We start from the raw sequence: 21,312 nt of genomic DNA, 5'->3' as shown, positions 1-21,312 counted from the left end.
GTGTGCGGACGTGTCCCGCCCACGCTAGGCAGGACCACCCACACGACCCGTCAGCGGCGCCAGTCCACCTGCGGGCTCGCGTACCAGCTCAGCCCGAGGCGGTCCCAGAACGCGGCCTGCCCGGCGACCCGGTCGCGGAAGCCGTCCCAGTCGCGCAGCTCAGGCGCCGTCCACGCGACCTCGGCCACGGCCGCGAGCCGGGGCAGCAGCATCGACGTCAGCGCGGGCAGGTCCCGCAGCGTCTCGGTCCAGATGGCCGCCTCGACCCCGATGACCGCCTCGGGCGGCATGCCCTCGATGAGGGTCTCGGGGTCCCAGTCGTAGGCGTCGCGCACCTCGATGTGCCCGGCCCACTCGAGGCCGAGCTCGGTGCTCGCGTCGTACTTCATGTCGAGGTAGGTCTTGGAGCCGGGCGACATGAGGAACTTCGCGCCCGCCTTGGCCGCCTCGACGAAGGGCGCCGGGTCGACGCGCGGGTCCCAGAACTGCACCACGGTGCCGGGCTCGAGCGGCGTGTGCGCGATCTCCTGCCAGCCGACGACCTGCCGACCCGTGGAGCGCACCGCCTGGGCGGCGGTGCCGACCAGCCGCGCGTACTCGTCGGGCGCCATCGTCAGGACCTCGTCGCCGCCGATGTGGATGTACGCGTCGGGCGAGACGGCGGCCACGTCGCTGAACACCGCCTGCAGGAACGGGGTCGTCGCCGGCAGGTCCGCCGTGAGGAAGCTGAAGCCGACCTCGATGCCCGTGTACTCGTCCGTGGGCTGGCCCGAGGGCGTGAGCTCGCCGTACGCGTGCGTCGCCGCGTTGACGTGGCCGGGGACGTCGATCTCCGGGACCACGCGGATGCCGCGCGCACCGGCGTACTGCACGATCGCCGCGAAGTCGGAGGGCGAGTAGTAGCCGCCGGGGTCCCCGCCGACCGCGGTGCCGCCCGACACGCGCGTGAGGTTCGGCCGCGAGGGGATGTGCAGCCGCCAGCCCTGGTCGTCGGTCAGGTGCAGGTGCAGCACGTTGAGCTTGTAGTGGCCCATGAGGCCGATGACGACCTTGAGGTCGTTGACGGGCAGGAAGTGCCGCGCGACGTCGATGGACAGGCCGCGCCAGGCGTAGCGCGGGGCGTCCTCGATCCGGACGGCGGGCACGCTCGTCGTGCCGAGCCGGTCGGTGGCCACGAGCTGGCGCAGCGTGACGACCGCACGGATGAGGCCGGCGGCCGAGCGCGCCTCGACGTCGATCCGCTCCGCGCGGACGGTGAGCCGGTAGGCCTCGTCGGAGGCGGGCAGCTGGTCCGTGATCCGCAGCAGGATGACGCCGCGCTCGCCCGCGTCGCGGTAGCGCACCTGGACCGCCTGGTCCGAGACCCGGCCGAGCACGTCGGCGACGAGCACGGCGACCTGGATGAGCTCGGGCCGCGGCTCGACGACCACCGTGGTGGCCTCGTCGAGCACGAACGGAGGGGCGTCCTGGGCCTCGACCGACAGCGGGCGAGGGACGAGGGCGATCTCGGGCACGAATGGTTCCTTTGCGACGCTCCGGGTGAATCGGGGTCGACGGTACTCGACGGCGCGCGTCCCGGCAGACGACACGGGGAGGAGACCGGTCGGTCCCCTCCCCGTGCCCCCTGTGTCGCGGCGTCGAACGCCCCGTCAGCTCGTCAGCGGACGACCTTCACCGAGGTGACGGCCGAGCTGCCGGAGTGCGTGCCGCTGCCGCCGTACACGACCTTGACCGCGGCGGTGCCGACCTTGGTGGGCGCGGTCACCGCGAACGTGACCTTGCCCTTGGCCGAGGCCTTGAGCGTCACGGTCGTGGCCAGCTTGTACGAGCCGCCGGCCTGGCGCTCGTACACCTTGACCGTGCCCGTCGGGTAGGTCCCCGCCGTGGCGCCGCCGATGGTGACGGTGCCGGTGAGCTTGCCCTTCACCTTGACCGTCTTGGCGGTCGTGACCTTCGCCGTCGTGGCCTTCTTTGCGACGGTCACGCTCTTGGGCGCCGCGGAGCTCGCGCCGTACGAGCCGTCACCCGAGTACTCGGCCTTGACGGTCAGCGCCGTCGCGGTCGTGGGGGCGACGACGGAGTACGCCACCTTGCCCTTGGCCGCGGCCGTGACGGCCACGGTCTTGGCCAGGGTGAACGCGCCCGTGCCCTTCTTGACGTAGACCTTCACCGAGCCGGTCGGGAAGGTGCCGGACACCGACCCGCCGACCGTCACGGTGCCGGCGATCGCGCCGCCGACCGTGACCTTGGCCGGTGCGGTCAGCGCCGACGTCGTCGCCTTCTTCGCGACGACCAGGCTCGCCGACGCCGTCCCGCTCGCGTCGACGGTGTCGGTGCCGAGGAACGTCGCCGTCACGGCGTACGAGCCCGGGGTCACCGAGCCCGGGACCGTGAACGTCGCGGCACCGTGCGAGAGCTGGACCGTGGTCGTGGCGCTCCCGTAGGTGACCTTGACGGCACCGTCCTGCGTGTTGGCGACGGCCACGATCCCGGTGACGGGCGTGCCGTAGACGGTCGAGCCCGACGAGAGGGCCAGCGCGATGCTCGACGCCCCCTTGACGAGCGAGAACGAGACCACGTTGGACGACGACGCCTGGGCGGTCGCCGTCTCCCCGAAGGTCGCGACGATCGGGTGCGTCCCCGCCTTGAAGCCGGCGGGCACCTCGAGCGTGGCGACGCCGTCGACGAGCTCGGAGGTGCCGAGCGTCGTCGTGCCGTCCACGAAGGTGACCGTGCCGGTCGTGGCGCCCGTGACGGCCGCGGTGAGCGTGACCGGCTGGTTGATCGACGGCACCTCGGGGGTGATCGTCAGCGCCGTGGCCGTGGTGGCCAGGACCGAGAGCGGGCCGCTCGCGGTGCGACCGGTGCCGGCAGAGACAGCCGAGACCGTCGTCGCGCCGAGCGCGGTGTCGGCCGGGACCGTCAGCGCGAACGTGACCGTCCCGTCCGCCGCCGCGACGCCCGACCCGACGGACACGCCGCCGAGCGTGAACGCGACCGACTCACCGGAGCGGAAGCCCGTCCCGGTGACCGTGACGACGCCCTCGGGCGCGACCTTCGGCTCGCTCGTGGTGAGCGTCCCGGCGGTCGGCGCGAGCTCGGCGCAGGGGTCACCCTGGACGCCGACGGCCGGCAGGGCGACCGCGGTGCCCGTGACCCCGTCGTCCTCACGGACGACCAGCTGGGCGAACGCGTTGGCGCCCATGACGGCGTTGCTGGTGTTCGTCACCGAGATCTTGAAGGCCGTGGAGGCCGCCGCGCTCGCGGTGCTGTCGCCGTAGGTGGCGACCGTGACGGGCTTGCAGACCTCGCCCGGTGCGAACGTGACCTTCTCCATGACGACGGCCGCCTTGGACGTGGCGGTGGTGCCGCCCGCGACCGTGACGAACGCGGTGACCGGGACGGTCGCCGGTGCCGACAGGAGAACCGGCACGTACGCCTCGCCGGGGCCCTTGCCCTCCTCGACCGCGACGCGAGCGGTGCCCACGGCGACCTCGGTCTTGACCTGCGGGCTGCCGAGCGACGGGCGGTCGAACGCGAGGTCGGACAGGTAGGCCCCGCCGGTGACGAGACCGTCGATGCCGACAGCCGCCGTGAGGCGGACCTCGCGCAGGTCGGTCGTGTCGACCCCCGTCATGTCGGCGACCGGCAGGTTGACCTGCTGGAGGACGACCTTGCCGAGCGTGGTCGGGTTCTGGGTGCTCTGCGGCATCCGGTTCAGCGCGTTGGCGTTGAGCTCGGAGACCTTCTTGGAGAACGTGGCACCCGAGCCGTCGACGACGGTGAGCGTCAGGTCCGTGCCGCCGCCGATCGCGACGGTCTCGTCCGCGGCGAGCTTGAGCGACAGGTTGGTGTAGACCGACGCGTCGCGCGCGGCCTTCGGGACGGTGAGGCGGACCTCGCCCGTGCCGGACGTCCACGCCATGCGCGTGACCGGGGTCGCCGGGACGTTGGCGCCGTTGGACGCGGGCGTCCAGTGCGGGACCTGCGCGCTGGCGAGGGTCGTGGAGCAGTAGGGCAGGACCGCCGCGAGCGTGCGACCGAACAGGCTCGCGCAGTGCGTGGCCGTCGCCGTGCCGTAGATGCGCACCGAGGTGCTGGGCTTGGCGAAGGTCTGGATGTCCGCACGTGCGGAGGCGGGCTGCGTGGCCATGACGCGCACGTCGGAGGTCAGCGTGGTGTCGACCTTCGCGCCCGAGCCGTCGAACATCGGCAGGAACTGCTGCTCGCCGCCCACGGTCAGGCGGAAGAAGCCGGACATGAGCGATGTGCCGATGTCGTACTGCTGGTCGGCCGTCAGGCGGATGCTCGTGCTGGTGGCCGCACCCGCGGTACCGCACACGGAGTCCGTGGCCCGGGCGGACGTGGAGCTCGTGCCCGACCAGTCGTCGCTCACGGACAGCGCGTACTTGCCGGGGGTCCAGACCGTGTTGAAGAAGTTGTGGTTGGCGCCCATCACCCAGACGTTGGAGCGCAGCACGTCGTCGTCGAACGCGTAGCGCGCGTCGTCGTTCATGTGCTGGCCCTGCTGGTTGGAGACGTCACCGTCGCAGTACGGCAGGACGACCATCGTGGGGATGTTCGGGACCGTCATGCGGCCGAAGTCGACCGGTGCCAGCGGCAGGATCGAGACGATGTCGAACGGGTGCGCGAGCGCGTTGTTCAGCGTCGCCGCCGAGGTCACGCCCTCACCGCCGCGCGAGTGGCCCATGAGGCCGATCTTGCGGAAGTCGAGGCGGCCGACGAGGTCGGCGGGCGCGATCTCGGTGACCTCGGGGTCGATCAGCGCGGCCGGCTTGGTGCCGTTGCCGTCCAGCGCGTCCGCGAGCGTCACGTCAGTGTCGGTCTGCGCGTCGTGCAGCGTGATCGGCTCGCCGTTCGTGGCCTTCTGGAACAGGCCCAGCGTGTCGAGGATCAGCTGGCCGCGAGCCTGCGCGCCCTGGTCGAGCGCGAGCTCGTTGTCGTTGGAGTTGATCGCGTTCGCTGCGATCGAGAGGACCGCGTAGCCGTTGCTCGCGAGCGCCTCGGCCGTGCCGTCGTAGCCGGCGTAGCTGGGGATGTTGGTCTGGGTCGGACCGCACGGCCAGCGCAGGGGGTTGGCGCCCGAGCCGTTGCAGGAGGTGTGGCGGCCGTGCAGGAGCAGGACGACGGGGCGCGCGCCGCCGGTCGTCGGGAGGTAGATCTTGCCCTCGACCTCGCCGCGGATGCCGCCGATGCCGGCGAGCGCGATGGCCTGGTTGCCGAACGAGTAGATCGACTTGGTGTACGCGTACGTGCCGTGGTCCGCGGGGTCCGGGGTGTCGGACGGCGCCGCGTCGGTGATGATCTGCGGGTCGACGATCTCGGGGGTGGGGCCGTCGACGGCGGTCGAGGTGCCGGCGGGGGTGTTGCCCTCGCTGAACCAGCCGAGCTGGACCTTCTTCGCCTTGCTGACGCCCGGGTCGGACGTCAGCACCGAGAGGGACTTGCCGTCGGCGGACTGCTGGGCCAGGCCGATGGCCTCGCCGTCGACGATGAGCGTCGGCGCGTCGGACCGCATCGGCAGGGGCGAGTCGAGGTCGAGCACGACCTCGTACGTGCCGCCCAGGTCGGTGACCGTGAAGTCGTCACCGTCGAGCACCGCTCCAGCGGCCGAGGCGGAGGTGCCGGCGACCGTGAGCGTTCCGAACATGAGAGCGAGTGCCGCGGACGCGACGGCTATCCGCCGCGTTGTTGGTGTGGGACGCAAGGGGGTGTCCTTTTCGCTGTGAGGAGCCTGTGCCCAGATGGGGAGGCCCTCGCACGCTAGGAACGGGGATCGCGCGTCCCGGTCACCGTCCCGTTACCAGGTGGTAAACAAAATTGCCCAGGGCGCTCATTTGCCCGGGTTTGTCTGATCCGGTGGCTCGTCCGGGCGTGCCGCGAGGCGCCGCGCGAGCACCGCGCACGTCGCGAGCTGCAGCTGGTGGAACACGATCACGGGCAGCGCGACGCTCGCCGCGACGGCCGGTGTGAAGAGCACCGCGGCCATCGGCAGACCCGTGGCCAGGCTCTTCTTCGACCCGACCATGAGCAGGGCGATCCGGTCGGGCAGCGCGAGGCCACGCCCGCCGTTCCAGGTCAGCGTGAGCATGACCGCCAGCAGCACCGCGCACACCCCGATGAGCCCGACGAGGGCCCCCGCCGTGACGTGGTCCCACGCGCCGGACGTCTGCGCCTCGCTCACGGCCGTGTAGGCGACCAGCAGGATCGTGAACCGGTCGGTCAGCCGGGTCAGCCAGGCGTGCGCGCGCACCCAGCCGCCGATCCACGGCTGCACCAGCTGGCCGACCGCGAACGGCAGCAGGAGCTGCAGCAGGATCCCGACGACAGAGCCAGAAGCCCCCCCGCTCCCGCCGAGCAGCAGGGCGACGAGCAGCGGGGTCACGACGACGCCCGCGACGTTGGAGATCGTCGCGCCGGTGATCGCGCCGGCGATGTTGCCCCGCGCGATCGACGTGAACACGACCGACGACTGCACGGTGGAGGGCAGCAGCGACAGGTACAGGACGCCGGTCGCGAGCTCGGGCCGCAGGACCGCGTCGGGCAGCAGCTGTGCGGCCAGACCGAGCAGCGGGAACACGACGAACGTCGCGGCGAGCATGGACCCCTGCAGCCGCCCGTTGCGCAGGCCGTCCCAGATCTCCGAGGTGCGCATGCGGGCGCCGTACCCGAAGAAGAGCACGACGATCGCGATGGTCTGCACGGTCGACAGCACGTCCGCGGCCGTCCCGGAGGCCGGCAGCACGAGCCCCAGGACCAGCACGGCAAGGATCGCGACGACGAGGGGGTCGACCCAGCTGCGCACCGTCGCCACGAGCCCGCGCGAGGGCTGGTCGGGGCTGTCGGGCACGGCGCAATCCTCGCACCACCAGGCACGGGGACCGTTCAGCGCGCGCGTCGGCCGATCCGCCCGTAGTGTCCGCTTGCCCGCTAGATCAGACCTACGTCAAGGAGCCCAGCGTGACTGCTGACGGCATCATCAGCGCCATCGTCATCGGCGCCATCATCGGAGTCCTCGCACGCCTGATCCTCCCGGGTCGGCAGAAGATCTCGGTCCTGCTCACGATCGTCGTCGGCATCGTCGCGGCCCTGCTCGGCACGTGGCTCGCCTCGCTGCTCGGGGTGAAGACCACCGACGGCATCGACTGGATCGAGATCCTCATCCAGATCGTGCTCGCCGTCATCGGCGTCTCGCTCGTCGCCGGCCGCAGCCGCCGCTGAGCCACCCGCCGAGGGCCCACCCGCACCACGCGGGTGGGCCCTCGCGGCGCGCGGGGGCCCTCGCGGCGCGCCGGGGCACCCGCGTCGGTAGGGTGCTGCCGGACATCGGACGTCTCAGGCATCAACGGCACCAGGGGGTCGGGCATGGCGCGGCTGGACGCGGTCAGGCACCGGATCGAGCTCGACGAGAACGAGTTCGAGACGCTGCGGCTCGTGCACAACGGCGAGGAGGCCGACGCCGAGACCCGGCGCTCGCTCGAGGAGGCCGGCCTGGTCGGCGCCGACGGGCAGATCTCGCCGCTCGTCCTCGACCTCGTGCAGACGGTCTCGGAGCCGATGATCGAGTGCGCGATCGAGACAGCCGGGCCCCAGGGTCCTCAGCACGCGGTGCTCGCGGTCCGCGAGGAGACGATCTGGTACACCGACCCGTGGCCGCAGGACGGCCCGGGCTCCCCCACCGTCTACAGCCGCGACGAGCTCCCGCAGCTGCTGTGGATCCTCGCGCGGCTCGTCGGGCTGCGCCGCCACGAGGTGCCCCGCGCGGCGGTCCCGTTCACCGTGCCGCTGCGCTCGATCGACGCCGTCGTGCAGACCATGTCGCTGTCAGAGGGCGAGTGGGAACCCGCCCGGACCGTCGCCACCGCGCAGCTCGACCGGTTCTTCGGCGAGATCGCCGAGTCCGACCGCCTCATGCTCATGGCGACGCTGTCCCACCTCGAGTCGACCGCGCGCGTGACGATGGTGTGGGGGCCCGACGTCTCCACCGACGCGCGCGGCGTCGCGCTGTGGAACTGCGGCGACGGCGGCTACTGGGTGCGCTCCGCGCCCGCCGAGCCGCTGACCGCGCAGGACATCACGCCGGACACGCCGGCCACCTTCCGGCCGGTGAGCGCTGGGGAGGTCTGGCGCGCGCTGGCCGACCTGCTGCCCTCGTCGGCCGAGCTCCGCGCCCTCGTCGACCGCGTGGCGACCACATGACGGTCAAGGTCGACAAGGAGGTCCTGGCCGCGACGGTCGTCGCCCTGGACGACCTGGCCGCCGACCTGCCCGCGCTGTTCTCCCGCGCCTCGTCGCTCGACGCCCGGATCGACATGGCGGGGCTCAACGGCGCCGAGGAGTGGGCGAGCGAGACATCGAAGGACCTGCGCGGGCGCATCGGTGTGCTCGAGCAGATGGCCCAGGCGCACCCGTCGTTCGGCGGCGTGCGGATGACCGGCCCGCAGGCTCTCGAGATCGCCGGCCAGTCGATGCACGTGGAGGACGCCGCGCTCGCGCTGCGCGCCACCAAGACCCAGGCCGGCGCGTGGGAGAACGACGACCCCGCCAACCTCAGCGAGTGGTTCGAGCAGCTCGAGGCCGAGGCGGTCAAGCGCCTGGCGGGGATGAACGACACCGAGCAGGCGCAGGCGCTCGTCGACGGCTACAACGACATCCAGAACCTCATCACCGCCAGCAACGCCACGGTCGTCACGGTCACGCAGGTGCTGCTCAAGGGCGGCCCCGCGCTGGCCCGCTGGCTGGGCGAGCACCGCGTCAACGCCGCGCTCGAGTCCCTCGCGAACAGCGGCAAGCCGGGTCTGGCGAACTGGTTGTCCGGCGCGCTCAACGTCGCGGACAACAACCTCCTGCGGGCGAAGACCACGTTCACCTACCCCGGTGCGTTCGTCCCGAACCTGACGCAGAAGATGCTGCTGCGCGCCGCGCCGGTCATCGAGGGGTTCGACGACTGGGTCGCCCGGCTGTCCGCCAAGACCAAGCCGTTCACGGTCATGGTCGACGGGGAGGCCCGGCCCCAGCCCACGCTGCTCGCGAAGCTGCTGCAGAGCCAGCGGGGCGTCAAGGCCACGACCTGGGGCTCGGACATCCTGCGGACGACGAGCTCGGGGCAGCTCGCGCAACGCCTCGCGGGCTGGGGCAACGTCGCCTTCGGCAGGCCGTGGACCAACCTGGCGACGGGCGTCAGCTACGGCCGCGGGGCGGGCAACCTGCTGACGATGGCCAACCAGTCCGGCCTGCGCACGATGGCCTCGACCGCGGGCGTGCTGCGCGTCGCCGGCGTGGCCGGGAGCGCGTTCGCCACGGTCGACGGAGCCGTCGGGCTGTGGAACAACCGCGAGGAGAACGCCGAGCTCTGGTCCGAGGGCGGGACGAAGGGCAAGGCCCACGTGGTCGGCGAGTACGCCGAGACGGCCTTCAACGCGTCGATGACCGCCGCGCTGATCGCGCCGAACCCCGTCACGCTCGGCCTCGTCGCCGTCACCGGCCTCGTCTGGGCGGGCGCCGAGGTCGTCGAGCACTGGGACGACATCACCAAGGCCGCCGACGAGGCCGTCGACTGGGCGGGCGACCGCGTCGACGACGCCGCCGACTGGACCGGCGACCGCGTGGACGACATCAAGGAGTCCAAGATCAACCCGGCCAACTGGTTCTAGGGGACGCCATGACCTCCACCGAGCTGTACGCCAAGGCGCACGACCTCGAGACGCTCGCGAACGACGTCGAGGGCTGCGTGGACCCCGCGAAGACGGTCGCGAGCTCCCCGGACTGGGACTGCGACAACGCGACCGACGTGCGCGACGCGCTCAAGCACTGGCGCTCCGCCGCCCAGAACGCCGCGCGCAACCTGCGTGACGAGGCCGCCCGCGTCCGCGGCGAGGCCCGCAAGGCCGAGAACCGCGAGGACGAGGCGCGCGAGGAGCGGGAACGCGAGCGCGAGCGCGAGGCCCGATGACCCTCGACCCCTGGGCACCCCTGGGCCAGGCGGGCACCCTCGCCGTCGAGGACGCGCTGAGCTTCCGCGACCTCGTGCACCTGCCGAAGGCCACGCCGCACGCGCAGCGCTGCGACCTGCAGATCGTCGGCACGGTGGTGAACCTGAGCTGGCAGCACCGCGAGCTCGTCGCCGCGATCGACGGCCGCGAGGTCGCGCGGGGCGTCGCGCGGACCGGCGAGGGGCAGGACACGTTCGCGTGGGAGTTCACGGTGATGCCCGTCGTCGTGCTCGGGGACGTCGTCGAGGTCGAGCGGCAGCGCAACGGGCGTGACCGGTGGAGCCTGGCGGTGCGCGGCCCCGGCGGCCGGGCGTGGGAGTGGCGTCCCGGCGGTCGCCTGCTGGCGGACCGGATGGAGCTGACCCGGGCCGACGAGAAGGACGCGGTCGTCACGCACTCGCTGCGGCCCGTGCCCGGTCACCCGCGGTCGCCGGCCGGCCCGCCGACGGTCACGTGGGACGCCAGCGCGTCGCTGGCCGAGGTGCTGCTGCCGGTGATGTGGGTGCTCGACCGCACCTACTCGGGCCTGCTGCCCAAGGCGCAGCGCGTGGTGCAGGGAGACGTCCTGTGAGCCCCGGATACCCTGCCCGGATGGTCCGGTACGAGGAGCGCTCCCCCAGCCGCCGCGCGTGGCTCGTCCTGCTCGGCATCTGCGTGGTGGCCTGGGCTGCGTTGGCGATCGCCGACGGCGGGTGGGTCTTCGCGACGATCCTCGTCGGCATGCTCGGGCTCATCGCGGCGATCACGATGTGGAGCACCGGGGTCTACGGCAACATCCGGCTCACCGACACCACGCTGCGCGTCGGCCGCACCACCGTCGCGCTCGCCGACCTCTACCCGTGGGGCGTGTCCCAGCCGGGCGAGAAGGTCGAGGGCAAGATCATCGGCGGCGCGTTCGGCTCGACGATGGGCTCGCGGGTCCTCGGCCTCACGCCGCGCGAGGGCCGGCCCATGCTGGTGCAGAGCAAGGACCCCGACACCCTGCGTGCGGCGCTGGAGGAGGCGCTCGCGCCCTACCGGACCTGAGTCGCGTCAGCTCGTGCTGAGCGACTGGACCTCCATGACGGGGATCTCGGCGGTCGTCGGGTCGGGCGGCTCGACGGTCAGCGCCTCGGGGTTCGCGTTGTCCGAGGAGGTCCACGTCGCCGCCCACTGCGACTGCGCGGTCACGGTCCAGGTCGGCAGCTTCTCACCCTGCTTGACGGACTGGCCCGCGGTCGAGCGCGAGAACTGGATGCTGCACGACTTCTGCGCGCCCGACGCCCACGCCGTCCCGGTGCCACCGCACTGCGCCGACTCCCGCGCGCCGTCCGACGAGACCTTCAGCCCGGTGAGCGTGGCGTCGATCTGCGCCCAGGTGCCGGGCACCTCGGCGCGGACCATGGCCGTCGTCGGGGCGTCGTCGACCCAGATCCAGGTGTCGGCGCCGACGATGGTCGCGCCGGATCCCCGCAGCTGGGGGTTCCAGTGCATCGTGCCGACGGGGAGGTCCATGTAGTCCAGGGCGATGTCACGCAGCACCGTGGGGTCGACGTCGACCTGGGTGACCGGTGCGGGGTCCTGGGGGCCGACCCAGATCGCGGGGTTCTCGACGTAGAACGTGGACTGATACCCGGACGCGGCGGCCTCCGCCGTGCACGCGACCTCGTACCAGTAGCCGTCCTTGATGTCCTTGTAGTCCTCGAAGTTGTCGTGCAGACCGCCGCCGTAGACCCAGTCCTCGATCGTGTCCGCCCCGCGCCCCGGGCCGCCCGGCTTGTAGAACTCGTAGTACTCGTAGCCGGACTTCCCTCGCTCGAACCAGCACGGCGGCTGGATCGTCGGCCCGCTCGTCGAGCTGCTGAACGAGCTCCCGCCGCTCGTCGTCCCGCTGGTCGTCACCTTCACCGAGATCGCGCCGCCGGAGGTGTCCGGCGTCGCCGAGCCCTCGCCGCCGACCACGGGCGGGGTGCCATCCGCCTGCGCGGGAGCGGCCGCGAGCACGGCCGACCCCAGCGCGGCGGATGCCGCGATCACCACTGCCAGCGCCGCCCTCAGCATGAGCCCTCCACTTTCACGGTCTGCACCATCCACGTCGTTCCGCTCGGGCCACGCGTCACCGTCACGTCCTTGTGCCGCGGCACGCCGTACCCGACCTGTGCCGGGGTGTAGGTGCCGTTCGGGTCCTTCACGGTCATCTTCGCGTAGTCGTCGCAGACCGCGGCGGTGGCCTTCTCGCCGTCGACCGCGACGTCGCTGATCGTCGTGCTGAACACCCCGCCGAGGTCGATCGACCCGGCCTTGTTCGTCTTGACGATCCCCTTCATCGTCGCCTGCACGTCACCCGAGGCGAGCACCGAGAACGACGGGCTGACGGCGTTGGTGGTCATCGTGCGCCAGTACTCGGTCTGGTAGCTCGAGAGCAGGTTGTACACCTCGGCCTCGGCGCCCGTCAGGGACGGGACGTCCTCGAACACGATCCCGAGATCGCTGCTCGAGAGGTCCTGGACCTCGCTGGTCGCCGTCGGGGTCGGGGAGGGGGCAGGGGTGGAGGCCTTCGTCGTCGCCGCGACCGGAGCCGGGTCCGACGACGTGCATCCGGCCACGAGGGCGACGCACAGCGCCGGCACCAGGGCCCACCTGCCTCGACTCATCCGTGTCCTCGCCCGAGAGAGTGACGTCGGCCACGTCGGCCGACCCCCCGTACGGTACCCAACGGACACACCGGACGCAGAAGAGGCCGGGCCCGTGGGCCCGGCCTCTTCTGACTTCGGTGGAGCTGAGGGGATTCGAACCCCTGACCTTCTCATTGCGAACGAGACGCGCTACCAACTGCGCCACAGCCCCTCAAGCGGGCTAAACATTAACACCACCGGGCGCTCAACAGAAACGCGGCTACTCCCCCGACGCGCGGCGCTTCGCGAGCACCGCGTCGAGGTCGATCGAGCCGGTCGTCTCGACGACGGGCTCGGACACGACAGCCGCCTCGACGGGCCGCGCGGCCGTCGAGCCCTCGAGGTTGTCCAGGGCCACGGGCTCCCGACGGGGCGCCTCGGCCTTCATCGTGTACGTGGGCCGCGGGACGGGCACGGGCGACCAGCCGTCGGCCCCGCCGGACTCGGCCGTGGTCTCCACGACGACCGCCGCGAACATCTCGGTGTCGGTGTTGGACGGGCGCACGGCGCGACCGGGGGCGGCCGAGCGCGCGACCGCGGCGGACCCGCGCGCGGGGGTCGCGGTGCGGGCGGCGGCGGCACGGAGCTCGGCGGCCTGGCGCTGCTCCCACGCGGCGTCGGCGGCGCGGCCGGCGAGGACGGCCCGGCGACCGAGGACGACGACACCGCCGAGCAGGACTGTCGGCACGACGCCGACGACCCAGGTGACGGCCGGGGCGACGCCCACGACGACCCAGGCGGCGACGGTCGCGAGCGTGAGGAGGCCGGCGAGCATGCCGCGCCGGCGCGCGGCGGCGCCACGGCGGGCGGTCGCGGCGGCGTGCGCGGCACGGGCCTGCGCGGTGCGGCGCGCGGCCTCGGTCGCGATCCGGTCCTGCGTCGCTGTCGGTCGGTCCACGGTGGTACCTCCTGTGTCGGGTCCCGGTCGGCGGACCGGGACCCCCTTGCCCGGGGTCAGCAACCCCGTGGTACTGCGTGCCGCCGCGCGACGTGCGTCGACGGTGCGGGCCGACCGGCCGGGTCGGTCGCTGACCGCCACCACACGCAGCGCGTCCGAGTACCGGTCGTCGGCCCGGGACTCGAGCAGCTGTTGCCGGTGCCGCAGCTTGTGCGGCACCAGGTAGGCGACCCACAGGACCACGAGCGCGAGCGCGACGGGTCCTGCGAGATCTGTCACGCACCGACGGTAGGGCGCGCGGGGGGCGGACGGCCGGAGCCGGGCGGCGTGTCGCTCCCTGTGAACTACACGGGTGTCATCTGCTGCGCGTCGCGTGCCACCGGGCGAGCAGGCCGCCCGGCACGTCCTCGGTCGTCAGCGCGAAGGTCCGGTGGTCGCACCACGCGTCGCCGATGTGCAGGAACCGCTCGCGCACGCCCTCGTCCCGGAAGCCGAGCTTCTGGACGACGCGGAGCGAGGGGCCGTTCTCGGGGCGGATGTTGATCTCCACCCGGTGCAGTCCGAGCGCACCGAAGCAGTGGTCGGTGGCCAGCGCCACCGACGTCGGGATGATCCCCAGGCCGGCGACGTGGCGCGAGACCCAGTAGCCGATGCTGGCGGAGCGCAGCGAGCCGTAGACGATCGACGAGACCGTGAGCTGCCCGACGAGCGCCCCGCGGAAGTCCACCGCGAACGGCAGCGTCGTCCCGGCGCGCGCCTGCGCCGCGAGCGTCCGGACGAACGACGAGAACGACGGTCGCGGCCCGTCGACCGGAACCGGGCTCGTCGCGTCCCACGGCTCGAGCCAGCCGGCGTTCGATGCGCGCAGCAGCATCCAGGCGTCCTGGTCGCGGCGCCGCAGGGGGCGCAGGCGCACGTCGCCGTCGACGAGGACGGCGGGCCAGCCGGGAGCCATCAGCCCTCCAGCACCAGGCAGTGGACCGTCTGCCCGGACCGGACCGTGAGGTCGTGCTCGCCGACGACGGCCAGCGCGTTGGCGTGCGCGAGCGCACTCACCGACGGGGAGCCGGGATCGCCGACCGGGGTCACCCGGTAGCCCTCGTCGGGCGAGCCGAGCACGATCGCGGGCACGAACTGGCGCAACCCGGGGGGCGAGGACCAGCCCTCCGTGGCCTGCGCGGCGACCGAGGGGCGGAACACCTCGGTGTGGCCGGCCATCGCGCGCAGCGCGGGCCGGACGAAGACCTCGAACGAGACCTGCGCGGCGACCGGGTGACCCTGCAGGGCGAAGATCGGCACCTCACGGTCGCGGCCCAGCTCCGAGCCGACCGTGCCGAAGCCGTGCCGGTGCCCGGGGGTCATCGCGACCTGGTCGAGGCGGACGGTGCCCAGCGGGGCCAGGACGTCCTTGACCGTGTCGTGGGTGAGCTCGGACAGCCCGCCGCACACGACGACGAGGTCCGCGCGCACGAGCTGGTCGTCGAGCGCCTCGCGCAGCAGGACGCGGTCGTCGCCCTGGATCGCGACCCGCACGGGCGAGGCGCCGGCGTCGCGGACGGCGGCCTCCAGCGCGTGGCCGTCGGCCTCGAACACCGTCCCCTCCTCGAACCGCGGCGAGCCGGGCTCGACGAGCTCGTCGCCGACGGACAGGATCACGACGCGCGGCGTGGGGTGCACGTGCAGGCGACCCCGGCCCAGCGACGCGGCGATCGCGAGCTGCCGCGCGCCCAACCGGGTGCCGGCCTCGAGCACGACCTCGCCCTCGCGCACGTCCGAGCCCGCGGGCCGCACGTGCTGACCGGCGACGGCCGCCCGCTGGAGCGCGACGCGGGCGGTGCCGCGGTCGGTCTCCTCGAGGGCGACCACCGCGTCCGCGCCCACCGGGAGCGGTGCACCCGACGCGATCCGCACCGACTGGCCGGGAGCCAGCCGCAACGGGGCGCCGCGGCCGGGCCGGACGTCGTGCGCGACGGGCAGCACGCGGTCGGACCCCGTGGTCTGGTGCGCGGCGACCGCGTACCCGTCCCGGGCGGCGACCGCGAAGCGCGGCAGGTCGGCGTTCGCGACGAGGTCGGCCGCGAGGATGCAGCCGGCGGCATCGTGCAGCGCGACGTCGAGCGGCGCGACCGGCCCGACGGCGGCCAGCACGGCCGCCAAGTGGTCCTGGACCGATCTCATCCGCGCATTGTGCCCCGCGGGACGCTCCCGGAGCGCGCCGGCCGCGCCGGACGGCCTCAGGAGATCCCGGCGGGTCCCACCGTCGCGCCGTCCGGCACCCGAGACGGCTCACCGGGGTCGTCGAGCACGGCCTCGCCGGTCACCACCACGTCGGAGCCGAACGTCCAGTCGCCCCGGACCCGCAGCGAGGCGGCCTCGGCGAGCGACGGGGTCACCGGGAGGCGCGCGTCGAAGGCGGCGATCGTCGTGTAGTGCTCGTCGAGGTCGACGAACGGCGCCTCGACGCGGGCGGTCAGCCGGTGGTCGTCCTCGAGGCGGTACACGTCCGAGCGCAGGACCAGCAGGTCGTTCGTCGTCTTGACCGGCAGGAAGCGGGACCGGTCCACCTCGAGCACGGCCGCTCCGTCGAAGACCTCGATCGCGGCGCCCATCGCCGACTCGATCTGGATGACCTTCGGCGACGTCTTGTCGCTCGGGTCGACCGTCTTCTCGTTGCGGATCAGCGGCAGCTCCAGGACCCCGTCGGTCCGCTCGAGCTCGTCCGCGAGCGCCCGGAGGTCGAGCCAGAGGTTGTTGGTGTTGAAGAACCGATGCCGCTCGATGTCGGTCGCCGCATCGACGTCCTCGGACCGGGTCTGCGCCGACTCGCGCAGCACGATCCGCGAGTCCGAGCGCCGCACGACGAGGTGACCGCCCTTGCGGTCCGCCGGCGTGCGCCGTGCGACCTCGGCCGCGAAGGGGGCACCCGAGGCCGCGAACCAGCCGGCGATCCGTGCGTCGGGCGCGGCACCGAGGTTGTCGGAGTTGGAGACGCTCGCGTACCGGAAGCCCGCCGCGAGCAGCGCCTCGAGCACCCCCGACGCGTGCAGGGCGGTGTAGAGGTCGCCGTGCCCGGGCGGGCACCACTCCAGGTCGGGGTCGGCCGGCCACCGCACCGGCGTGAGGTCGTCGGCGCGCAGCTTGGGCTCGCGGTTCTGCACGAAGTCGAGTGGCAGCCCGTCGACCGCGAGGTCGGGGTAGCCGGCCAGGGCGGCGATCGTGTCGCCGCGCGTGCGGAAGCTGTTCATCAGGACGAGCGGCAGCCGCGCTCCGGTCGCGGCGCGGGCCGCCAGCACCTGTCCCGCGATCACGTCGAGGAACGAGCTGTCGTCGCGGACGCGCAGCAGCGACTTCGCCCGGTCCATGCCCATCGAGGTGCCCAGACCGCCGTTGAGCTTGACGACCACGGTGGCCGCCAGCGCGTCGCGTGCGGTCGCCTCGTCCACGTCGAGCTCGGCGAGGTGCGGCACGTCCGTGAGCGGCTCGACGTCGTCCTCGGCGATCACCCCGGTCTCGCCCGACTCCAGGAGTCCGTAGAAACGCGAGAACACGGCGATGGCGGTGGGGTGCACGCCGCCGTCCGTCATCGTGCGCTGGGCCTGTGCGAGTCCGTCGGCGGTCATCTGGCGATGCTAGGGGCGTCCGGCGTGGGCGCGCAGTGGCATGCATCACGCGTTCGCCCGACGTTCCACGCGCGCTCGTCGAGATCCCGGGGCGTCACGCGCCGTTCACGTGTCGGTTCCGTGTCACCGCAACCGGCGCTCTTTGCGACACTGGACCCATGAGCAACGCCGCCCAGCCGTATCCGCGAGCCGCCGAGGGCGACGAGATCGAGGACGTCAAGGACCGGCTGCGCACGGCCATCCGGTCGGCCCGTCAAGCCCGCTCGCAGCGGCTGCGCGACGAGGCCGGGACCGCTCTGGCCCACGTCGTGGCCGCGATCCCCGCGGTCGCGGACGCGGCCGTCGTCTCCGTCTACGCCGCCCGTCCGTACGAGCCCGCGACCGACGCGCTGCTCGAGCTGCTCGACGAGCGCGGCACCCGGATCCTGCTGCCCGTGCTCGGCTCCGGCCTGCAGCGCGACTGGGCCGAGTACGCCGGGCGCGAGGACCTGCGCGAGCGCGCCCCGGGCCGGCCGCCCGAGCCGGGCGGCCCGACGCTCGGCCCCGCGGCGCTGGCCGAGGCGGACGCGATCATCGCCCCGGCCCTCGCGGTCGACACCGACGGCGCGCGCCTCGGGCAGGGCGGCGGCTGGTACGACCGCGCGCTGGAGCACGCCCGCCCGGGCACCCCCGTGATCGCGGTGGTGTTCCCCGAGGAGCTGTACGACGCGACGACGCGGCCGCTGCCGCGCGAGGCCCACGACCGCACCGTCGACGCGGTCGCCACTCCCGAGGGCTGGCGCCCGGTCGGCCCCATCGGCCCGGCGGGGCCGCTCGAACCTACGGGCTGAGCGTCAGGCGGTCCTTCGCGTCGGCCTGCACGCCCGCCGCCGTGAACGGCCACGGGAACGTGGTGCCGTGCGCCCACGCGGAGAACTGGTCCGTGTAGTGCTTGCTCGCGGGGTGGCCCGACGAGCCGGTGAGGTTGACCCAGGTCGAGGAGTCGAGGTCACCCAGGTCGACGACCATGCGCATCGACGGCGCCGACGTCACGCCGTAGGAGCCGGAGCTCGCGTCCCACGCGGTCGCGTCGACCATCGACGAGCCGCCGCCCACCTGCAGCGGCTGCGGGTTGACCAGCCGGCGTACCAGGGCGGGGATCGAGTCACCGCCGAGCACCGCGTGCTCGGGAGCGGCCTCGTGCAGCCGTCCCCACGTCCAGTCCTGCGGGTCGCGGCCGAGCTGGGCCGTGAGCTGGCGCCGCGCCGAGACCATCGCGCGCGTGAGGACCTCGTCGCGCCCCTCGACCACGCCGGGCGTCGAGCGGTCGTCCCACCACGGGGAGTCGGGCTCGTCCAGCAGGCCGCGGACCACCTCGAGCCAGCGCGAGTCGCCGGTCGGTGACTCGCCGTCCGGCAGGTCGTCGTCGAAGGCGAGGCGCAGGATCGTCGACCAGACGGCGGCGAAGTACGCGGCGGCCGGGGAGTCCTTGTCGTTGACGCGGTCCCAGGTGCGCAGCAGGTCCTGGCCGTCGTCGTCGAAGTCGTTGCCGATGTTGAGCGAGAGCAGCGTCGGGACCAGCACGTCCGCGTAGGGGTTGTGCTGGTCGGTCTGGATCGTGTTCATCGCCGCGACGTCGAGCGTGCCGTCGTCGGCCGTCGCCGCCTCGAGGAGGTCGTGGATGCGCTGGCTGCGGAACCCGTAGTCCCAGTCCTTGGTGAGGAACGGGCCCGTGCCGCGCGGCGTGACCTGCTGGTTGGCGGCGACGATGATCCCGCTCTTGGGGTCCAGGACGTGCGGCATGTCGGTCGGGTCGACGTAGCCCTGCCAGTCGTACGCGCTGTCCCAGCCCGGGCGGGGCCAGGTGCCGTCCGAGGGGACCTCGCCGGGGATCCGGGCCCGGACCGGGATGCGGCCCGGCGCCTGGTAGCCGATGTGGCCGTCGGCGGTCGCGAACACGATGTTCTGGGACGGGACCTCCAGGAGGCGGCCGACCTTGGCGATGTCCGTCGCGTTCTTCGCGACGTCGATCGCGAGCAGGGCGTCGGCCGTGTGGCCCGGTGCGAGCGCGGTCCAGCCGAGCGCGACGGCGTACCCGTGGCCGCTCGTGCCGTCCGGGAGCGGCGAGTTGCCGGTGCCGCCGAGGTCGACGACGTCGGAGATGATCGGGCCGTGCCGCGTGCTGCGCACCTGGATCGTGACGTCGTCGCCGCCGTTGACCTTGATCGTCTCGGTGCGGATCGACATGGGCTCGGTGCCGTCGTCGCGCTGCACCACGGTGCCGTTGACGCGCTCGAGGAAGAAGTCGGTGACGTCCGCGCCCAGGTTCGTCAGGCCCCAGGCCAGGTCGCCGTTGTGCCCGATGACGACGCCCGGCATGCCCGCGAACGAGAAGCCCGACACGTCGTAGGGGCACGCGTCGCCGACCTGCTCGCACCGCAGCCCGATCTGCTGCCAGATCCCCGGCGCGGAGATCGACAGGTGCGGGTCGTTGGCGAGGATCGGCTTGCCCGACGCGGTGTGGCTGCCGTCCACGACCCACGAGTTCGAGCCGACGCCCTCGCCCTCGCCGACGAGGTGGGGCACCGCGGACAACGCCTCGTCGGCCGCGGCCAGCGCCTTCTGCACGTCGTGGTCGCCGAGGTCGAGCGGCTGCTCGGCCGACGCCGTCGTCGCCTTGTCGCTGACGTCAGCCTTGGTGAGGATCGGCGCGTTGACGTCCTGTGGGTAGGCCGGGAAGAGCTGGTCGACCTTCTCGACGTCGCGGACGGAGGCGAACGTGCGGGCGCGGGACAGCTCGTCGTCGTAGTTGCCGCGCAGGTCCCACGCCATCGCCTTGAGCCACGCGAGGGAGTCGACCGGGTCCCACTGCTCGGGGGCGTCCGTGTCGACCTGCAGGCCGAGCACCGTGTACTCGACCGCGATCTGCGACGGGGCCTTGCCGGCGAGGTAGGCGTTGACGCCGTCGGCGTAGGCCTGCAGCGCGAGCTTGGTCTGCGGCTCGAGGATCGCCCACTCCTGCTGCGCGACGCGGCGCCAGCCGAACGTGCGGATGACCTTGTCGGCCTCGAGGGCGTCGTCGTTCTCGCCGACGAGCTCGGACAGCCGGCCCGCCGTGACGTGGCGGCGGTAGTCCATCTCGAAGAAGCGGTCCTGGGCGGCCACGTAGCCCTGCGCGCGGAACAGGTCCTCGCTGGTCTTCGCGGTGATCGTGGGGATCCCCCGGGCGTCGCGCGTGACGGACACGGGCGCGCTCAGGCCGTCGAGGTGCAACGTCCCGCTGGTCTGCGGCAGGGGGCGGCGCACGACGACGAACGCGGCGACGATCGAGGCGACGAGGGCGACGACCAGCACGATCGCGACGGAGGCAAGGGTGAGGCGGACAGCACGGCGGGACACCCTGCGAGGGTAGTTCGTCCCTCGCGGCGAGGAGGCCAACTCGCGCCGCGAGCGGCCCGCCGGAACATCGACGCCGTCGTGGCGGTTAGCATTGGCACTCAGACCATGTGAGTGCCAGCGGCGACGGCCGCCCGGCGGACGTCTGCCAGTGGAGATCCTGTGCCTACCTATTCCTACGCGTGCACCGTGTGCGGCCACGCGTTCGACATCCAGCAGTCCTTCAGCGAGGACTCGCTGACCGTGTGCCCCGAGTGCGACGGTCGGCTGCGCAAGGTCTTCTCGTCAGTCGGGGTCGTGTTCAAGGGCTCCGGCTTCTATCGCAACGACGCGCGGGCCGGCTCGGGCAAGTCGTCCTCGATCCCGGCGACGCCGTCGAGCGACTCGTCGTCGTCCACGCCCGCGGCTCCGGCGGCGTCCTCGACGCCCGCCGCACCCGCGCCCGCTGCCGCCGCACCCGCCAAGCCCGCCGCCTCGGCATAGCCCGCGCCGCCGCGTGGCCCGCGCGGCCGCGCGGCCCGCGCCGCCGCGCGGCTGGGCGTTCGCCGCCCCCGCGTGGCTGCAGCGTTCGCCGGCGCGCATCGCCCCCGCGTGGCTGCAGCGTTCGTTGGCGGTCATCCCCCCCGCGTGGATGCAGCGTTCGTTGCAGGGGACGCGCGGCGGTCTCAACCAGTCATCGCAACATGCTTCTCGGATGGGCTCTTGGTCTGGGTCGAGCGAGGGGTTGAGGTTGATGGTGCGTCGGGGCAGGT

Annotated in this window: 18 protein-coding genes and 1 tRNA gene; 8 read left to right on the top strand and 11 right to left on the bottom strand. The window is 72.9% G+C overall.

Annotated elements, in window-relative coordinates:
- Positions 1-50 precede the first annotated feature (50 nt).
- The 3 genes from EDF34_RS15455 to EDF34_RS15445 form a co-directional block, all read right to left on the bottom strand.
- Positions 51-1,514, bottom strand: coding sequence for a beta-N-acetylhexosaminidase (locus EDF34_RS15455; protein WP_123372420.1), 1,464 nt, complete (start codon positions 1,512-1,514; stop codon positions 51-53).
- A 143-nt stretch (positions 1,515-1,657) separates the two neighbouring features.
- On the bottom strand, positions 1,658-5,671 hold the full coding sequence (locus EDF34_RS17990; RefSeq protein ID WP_123372419.1) for an Ig-like domain-containing protein: 4,014 nt from the start codon (positions 5,669-5,671) through the stop codon (positions 1,658-1,660).
- Between the two features lie 183 nt (positions 5,672-5,854).
- A complete protein-coding gene (locus EDF34_RS15445; RefSeq protein WP_233575419.1) occupies positions 5,855-6,871 on the bottom strand; it encodes a bile acid:sodium symporter family protein in 1,017 nt (338 codons plus the stop codon).
- Between the two features lie 110 nt (positions 6,872-6,981).
- On the opposite strand from EDF34_RS15445, the gene EDF34_RS15440 reads away from it, so the two are divergent.
- From EDF34_RS15440 to EDF34_RS15415, 6 genes are all read left to right on the top strand, one after another.
- Positions 6,982-7,242: a GlsB/YeaQ/YmgE family stress response membrane protein gene (locus tag EDF34_RS15440; protein WP_123372418.1), complete on the top strand. Its 261-nt coding sequence runs from the start codon at positions 6,982-6,984 to the stop codon at positions 7,240-7,242.
- Positions 7,243-7,386: 144 nt separating this feature from the next.
- Positions 7,387-8,220, top strand: coding sequence for a hypothetical protein (locus EDF34_RS15435; protein WP_123372417.1), 834 nt, complete (start codon positions 7,387-7,389; stop codon positions 8,218-8,220).
- Positions 8,217-9,674 (top strand): hypothetical protein, encoded by a 1,458-nt coding sequence (locus tag EDF34_RS15430; protein ID WP_123372416.1) that lies wholly within the window; start codon positions 8,217-8,219, stop codon positions 9,672-9,674. Before EDF34_RS15435 ends, EDF34_RS15430 begins: the two co-directional genes overlap by 4 nt.
- Before the next feature lie 8 nt (positions 9,675-9,682).
- On the top strand, positions 9,683-9,973 hold the full coding sequence (locus EDF34_RS15425) for a hypothetical protein (protein WP_123372415.1): 291 nt from the start codon (positions 9,683-9,685) through the stop codon (positions 9,971-9,973).
- Entirely contained in the window at positions 9,970-10,584 is a 615-nt protein-coding gene (locus tag EDF34_RS15420) for a hypothetical protein (protein ID WP_123372414.1), read from the top strand. The genes EDF34_RS15425 and EDF34_RS15420 overlap by 4 nt, the downstream gene beginning before the upstream one ends.
- Complete coding sequence (locus EDF34_RS15415; RefSeq protein ID WP_158615104.1) at positions 10,581-11,039, top strand: hypothetical protein; 459 nt, start codon at positions 10,581-10,583, stop codon at positions 11,037-11,039. The genes EDF34_RS15420 and EDF34_RS15415 overlap by 4 nt, the downstream gene beginning before the upstream one ends.
- 6 nt (positions 11,040-11,045) lie before the next feature.
- Here EDF34_RS15415 and EDF34_RS15410 read toward each other — a convergent pair whose 3' ends face one another.
- The 7 genes from EDF34_RS15410 to EDF34_RS15380 form a co-directional block, all read right to left on the bottom strand.
- A complete protein-coding gene (locus EDF34_RS15410; protein ID WP_123372412.1) occupies positions 11,046-12,053 on the bottom strand; it encodes a hypothetical protein in 1,008 nt (335 codons plus the stop codon).
- The gene (locus EDF34_RS15405; RefSeq protein ID WP_148076656.1) at positions 12,047-12,646 is read right to left on the bottom strand and encodes a hypothetical protein; all 600 of its coding nucleotides are present in this window, start codon (positions 12,644-12,646) and stop codon (positions 12,047-12,049) included. The genes EDF34_RS15410 and EDF34_RS15405 overlap by 7 nt, the downstream gene beginning before the upstream one ends.
- Positions 12,647-12,766: 120 nt before the next feature.
- Positions 12,767-12,839: transfer RNA gene (locus EDF34_RS15400), tRNA-Ala, on the bottom strand.
- A gap of 48 nt (positions 12,840-12,887) precedes the next feature.
- Positions 12,888-13,844: a hypothetical protein gene (locus EDF34_RS15395; protein WP_123372410.1), complete on the bottom strand. Its 957-nt coding sequence runs from the start codon at positions 13,842-13,844 to the stop codon at positions 12,888-12,890.
- Positions 13,845-13,920: 76 nt separating this feature from the next.
- Complete coding sequence (locus EDF34_RS15390) at positions 13,921-14,520, bottom strand: GNAT family N-acetyltransferase (protein WP_123372409.1); 600 nt, start codon at positions 14,518-14,520, stop codon at positions 13,921-13,923.
- Positions 14,520-15,743, bottom strand: a complete 1,224-nt coding sequence (gene glp, locus EDF34_RS15385) for a gephyrin-like molybdotransferase Glp (RefSeq protein WP_123372408.1) — start codon at positions 15,741-15,743, stop codon at positions 14,520-14,522. The genes EDF34_RS15390 and glp overlap by 1 nt, the downstream gene beginning before the upstream one ends.
- Positions 15,744-15,799: 56 nt before the next feature.
- Complete coding sequence (locus tag EDF34_RS15380; RefSeq protein WP_123372407.1) at positions 15,800-17,185, bottom strand: UTP--glucose-1-phosphate uridylyltransferase; 1,386 nt, start codon at positions 17,183-17,185, stop codon at positions 15,800-15,802.
- Positions 17,186-17,343: 158 nt separating this feature from the next.
- Here EDF34_RS15380 and EDF34_RS15375 point away from each other — a divergent pair, with 158 nt between their 5' ends.
- The gene (locus EDF34_RS15375) at positions 17,344-18,015 is read left to right on the top strand and encodes a 5-formyltetrahydrofolate cyclo-ligase (RefSeq protein WP_123372406.1); all 672 of its coding nucleotides are present in this window, start codon (positions 17,344-17,346) and stop codon (positions 18,013-18,015) included.
- On the opposite strand, the gene EDF34_RS15370 is transcribed toward EDF34_RS15375, so the two are convergent.
- Complete coding sequence (locus EDF34_RS15370) at positions 18,005-20,563, bottom strand: penicillin acylase family protein (protein WP_123372405.1); 2,559 nt, start codon at positions 20,561-20,563, stop codon at positions 18,005-18,007. The genes EDF34_RS15375 and EDF34_RS15370 overlap by 11 nt on opposite strands.
- 159 nt (positions 20,564-20,722) lie before the next feature.
- Between EDF34_RS15370 and EDF34_RS15365 the strand changes: the two genes are divergently transcribed.
- Entirely contained in the window at positions 20,723-21,043 is a 321-nt protein-coding gene (locus EDF34_RS15365) for an FmdB family zinc ribbon protein (protein ID WP_123372404.1), read from the top strand.
- Positions 21,044-21,312: the final 269 nt, after the last annotated feature.

It is taken from the genome of Cellulomonas sp. PhB150 (genome assembly GCF_003755175.1).
Taxonomy (GTDB): domain Bacteria; phylum Actinomycetota; class Actinomycetes; order Actinomycetales; family Cellulomonadaceae; genus Cellulomonas.
The sequence above is the reverse complement of the archived record's forward strand: the minus strand, read 5'-3'. Positions and strand labels throughout refer to the sequence as shown.

Bases quoted from the DNA above. Each gene is read 5' to 3' on its own strand.
- glp (WP_123372408.1), bottom strand. From the start codon at position 15,743: ATGAGATCGGTCCAGGACCACTTGGCGGCCGTGCTGGCCGCCGTCGGG.
- EDF34_RS15430 (WP_123372416.1), top strand. From the start codon at position 8,217: ATGACGGTCAAGGTCGACAAGGAGGTCCTGGCCGCGACGGTCGTCGCC.
- EDF34_RS15375 (WP_123372406.1), top strand. From the start codon at position 17,344: ATGAGCAACGCCGCCCAGCCGTATCCGCGAGCCGCCGAGGGCGACGAG.
- EDF34_RS15405 (WP_148076656.1), bottom strand. From the start codon at position 12,646: ATGAGTCGAGGCAGGTGGGCCCTGGTGCCGGCGCTGTGCGTCGCCCTC.
- EDF34_RS15425 (WP_123372415.1), top strand. From the start codon at position 9,683: ATGACCTCCACCGAGCTGTACGCCAAGGCGCACGACCTCGAGACGCTC.
- EDF34_RS15380 (WP_123372407.1), bottom strand. From the start codon at position 17,185: ATGACCGCCGACGGACTCGCACAGGCCCAGCGCACGATGACGGACGGC.
- EDF34_RS17990 (WP_123372419.1), bottom strand. From the start codon at position 5,671: ATGTTCGGAACGCTCACGGTCGCCGGCACCTCCGCCTCGGCCGCTGGA.
- EDF34_RS15435 (WP_123372417.1), top strand. From the start codon at position 7,387: ATGGCGCGGCTGGACGCGGTCAGGCACCGGATCGAGCTCGACGAGAAC.
- EDF34_RS15410 (WP_123372412.1), bottom strand. From the start codon at position 12,053: ATGCTGAGGGCGGCGCTGGCAGTGGTGATCGCGGCATCCGCCGCGCTG.
- EDF34_RS15420 (WP_123372414.1), top strand. From the start codon at position 9,970: ATGACCCTCGACCCCTGGGCACCCCTGGGCCAGGCGGGCACCCTCGCC.
- EDF34_RS15390 (WP_123372409.1), bottom strand. From the start codon at position 14,520: ATGGCTCCCGGCTGGCCCGCCGTCCTCGTCGACGGCGACGTGCGCCTG.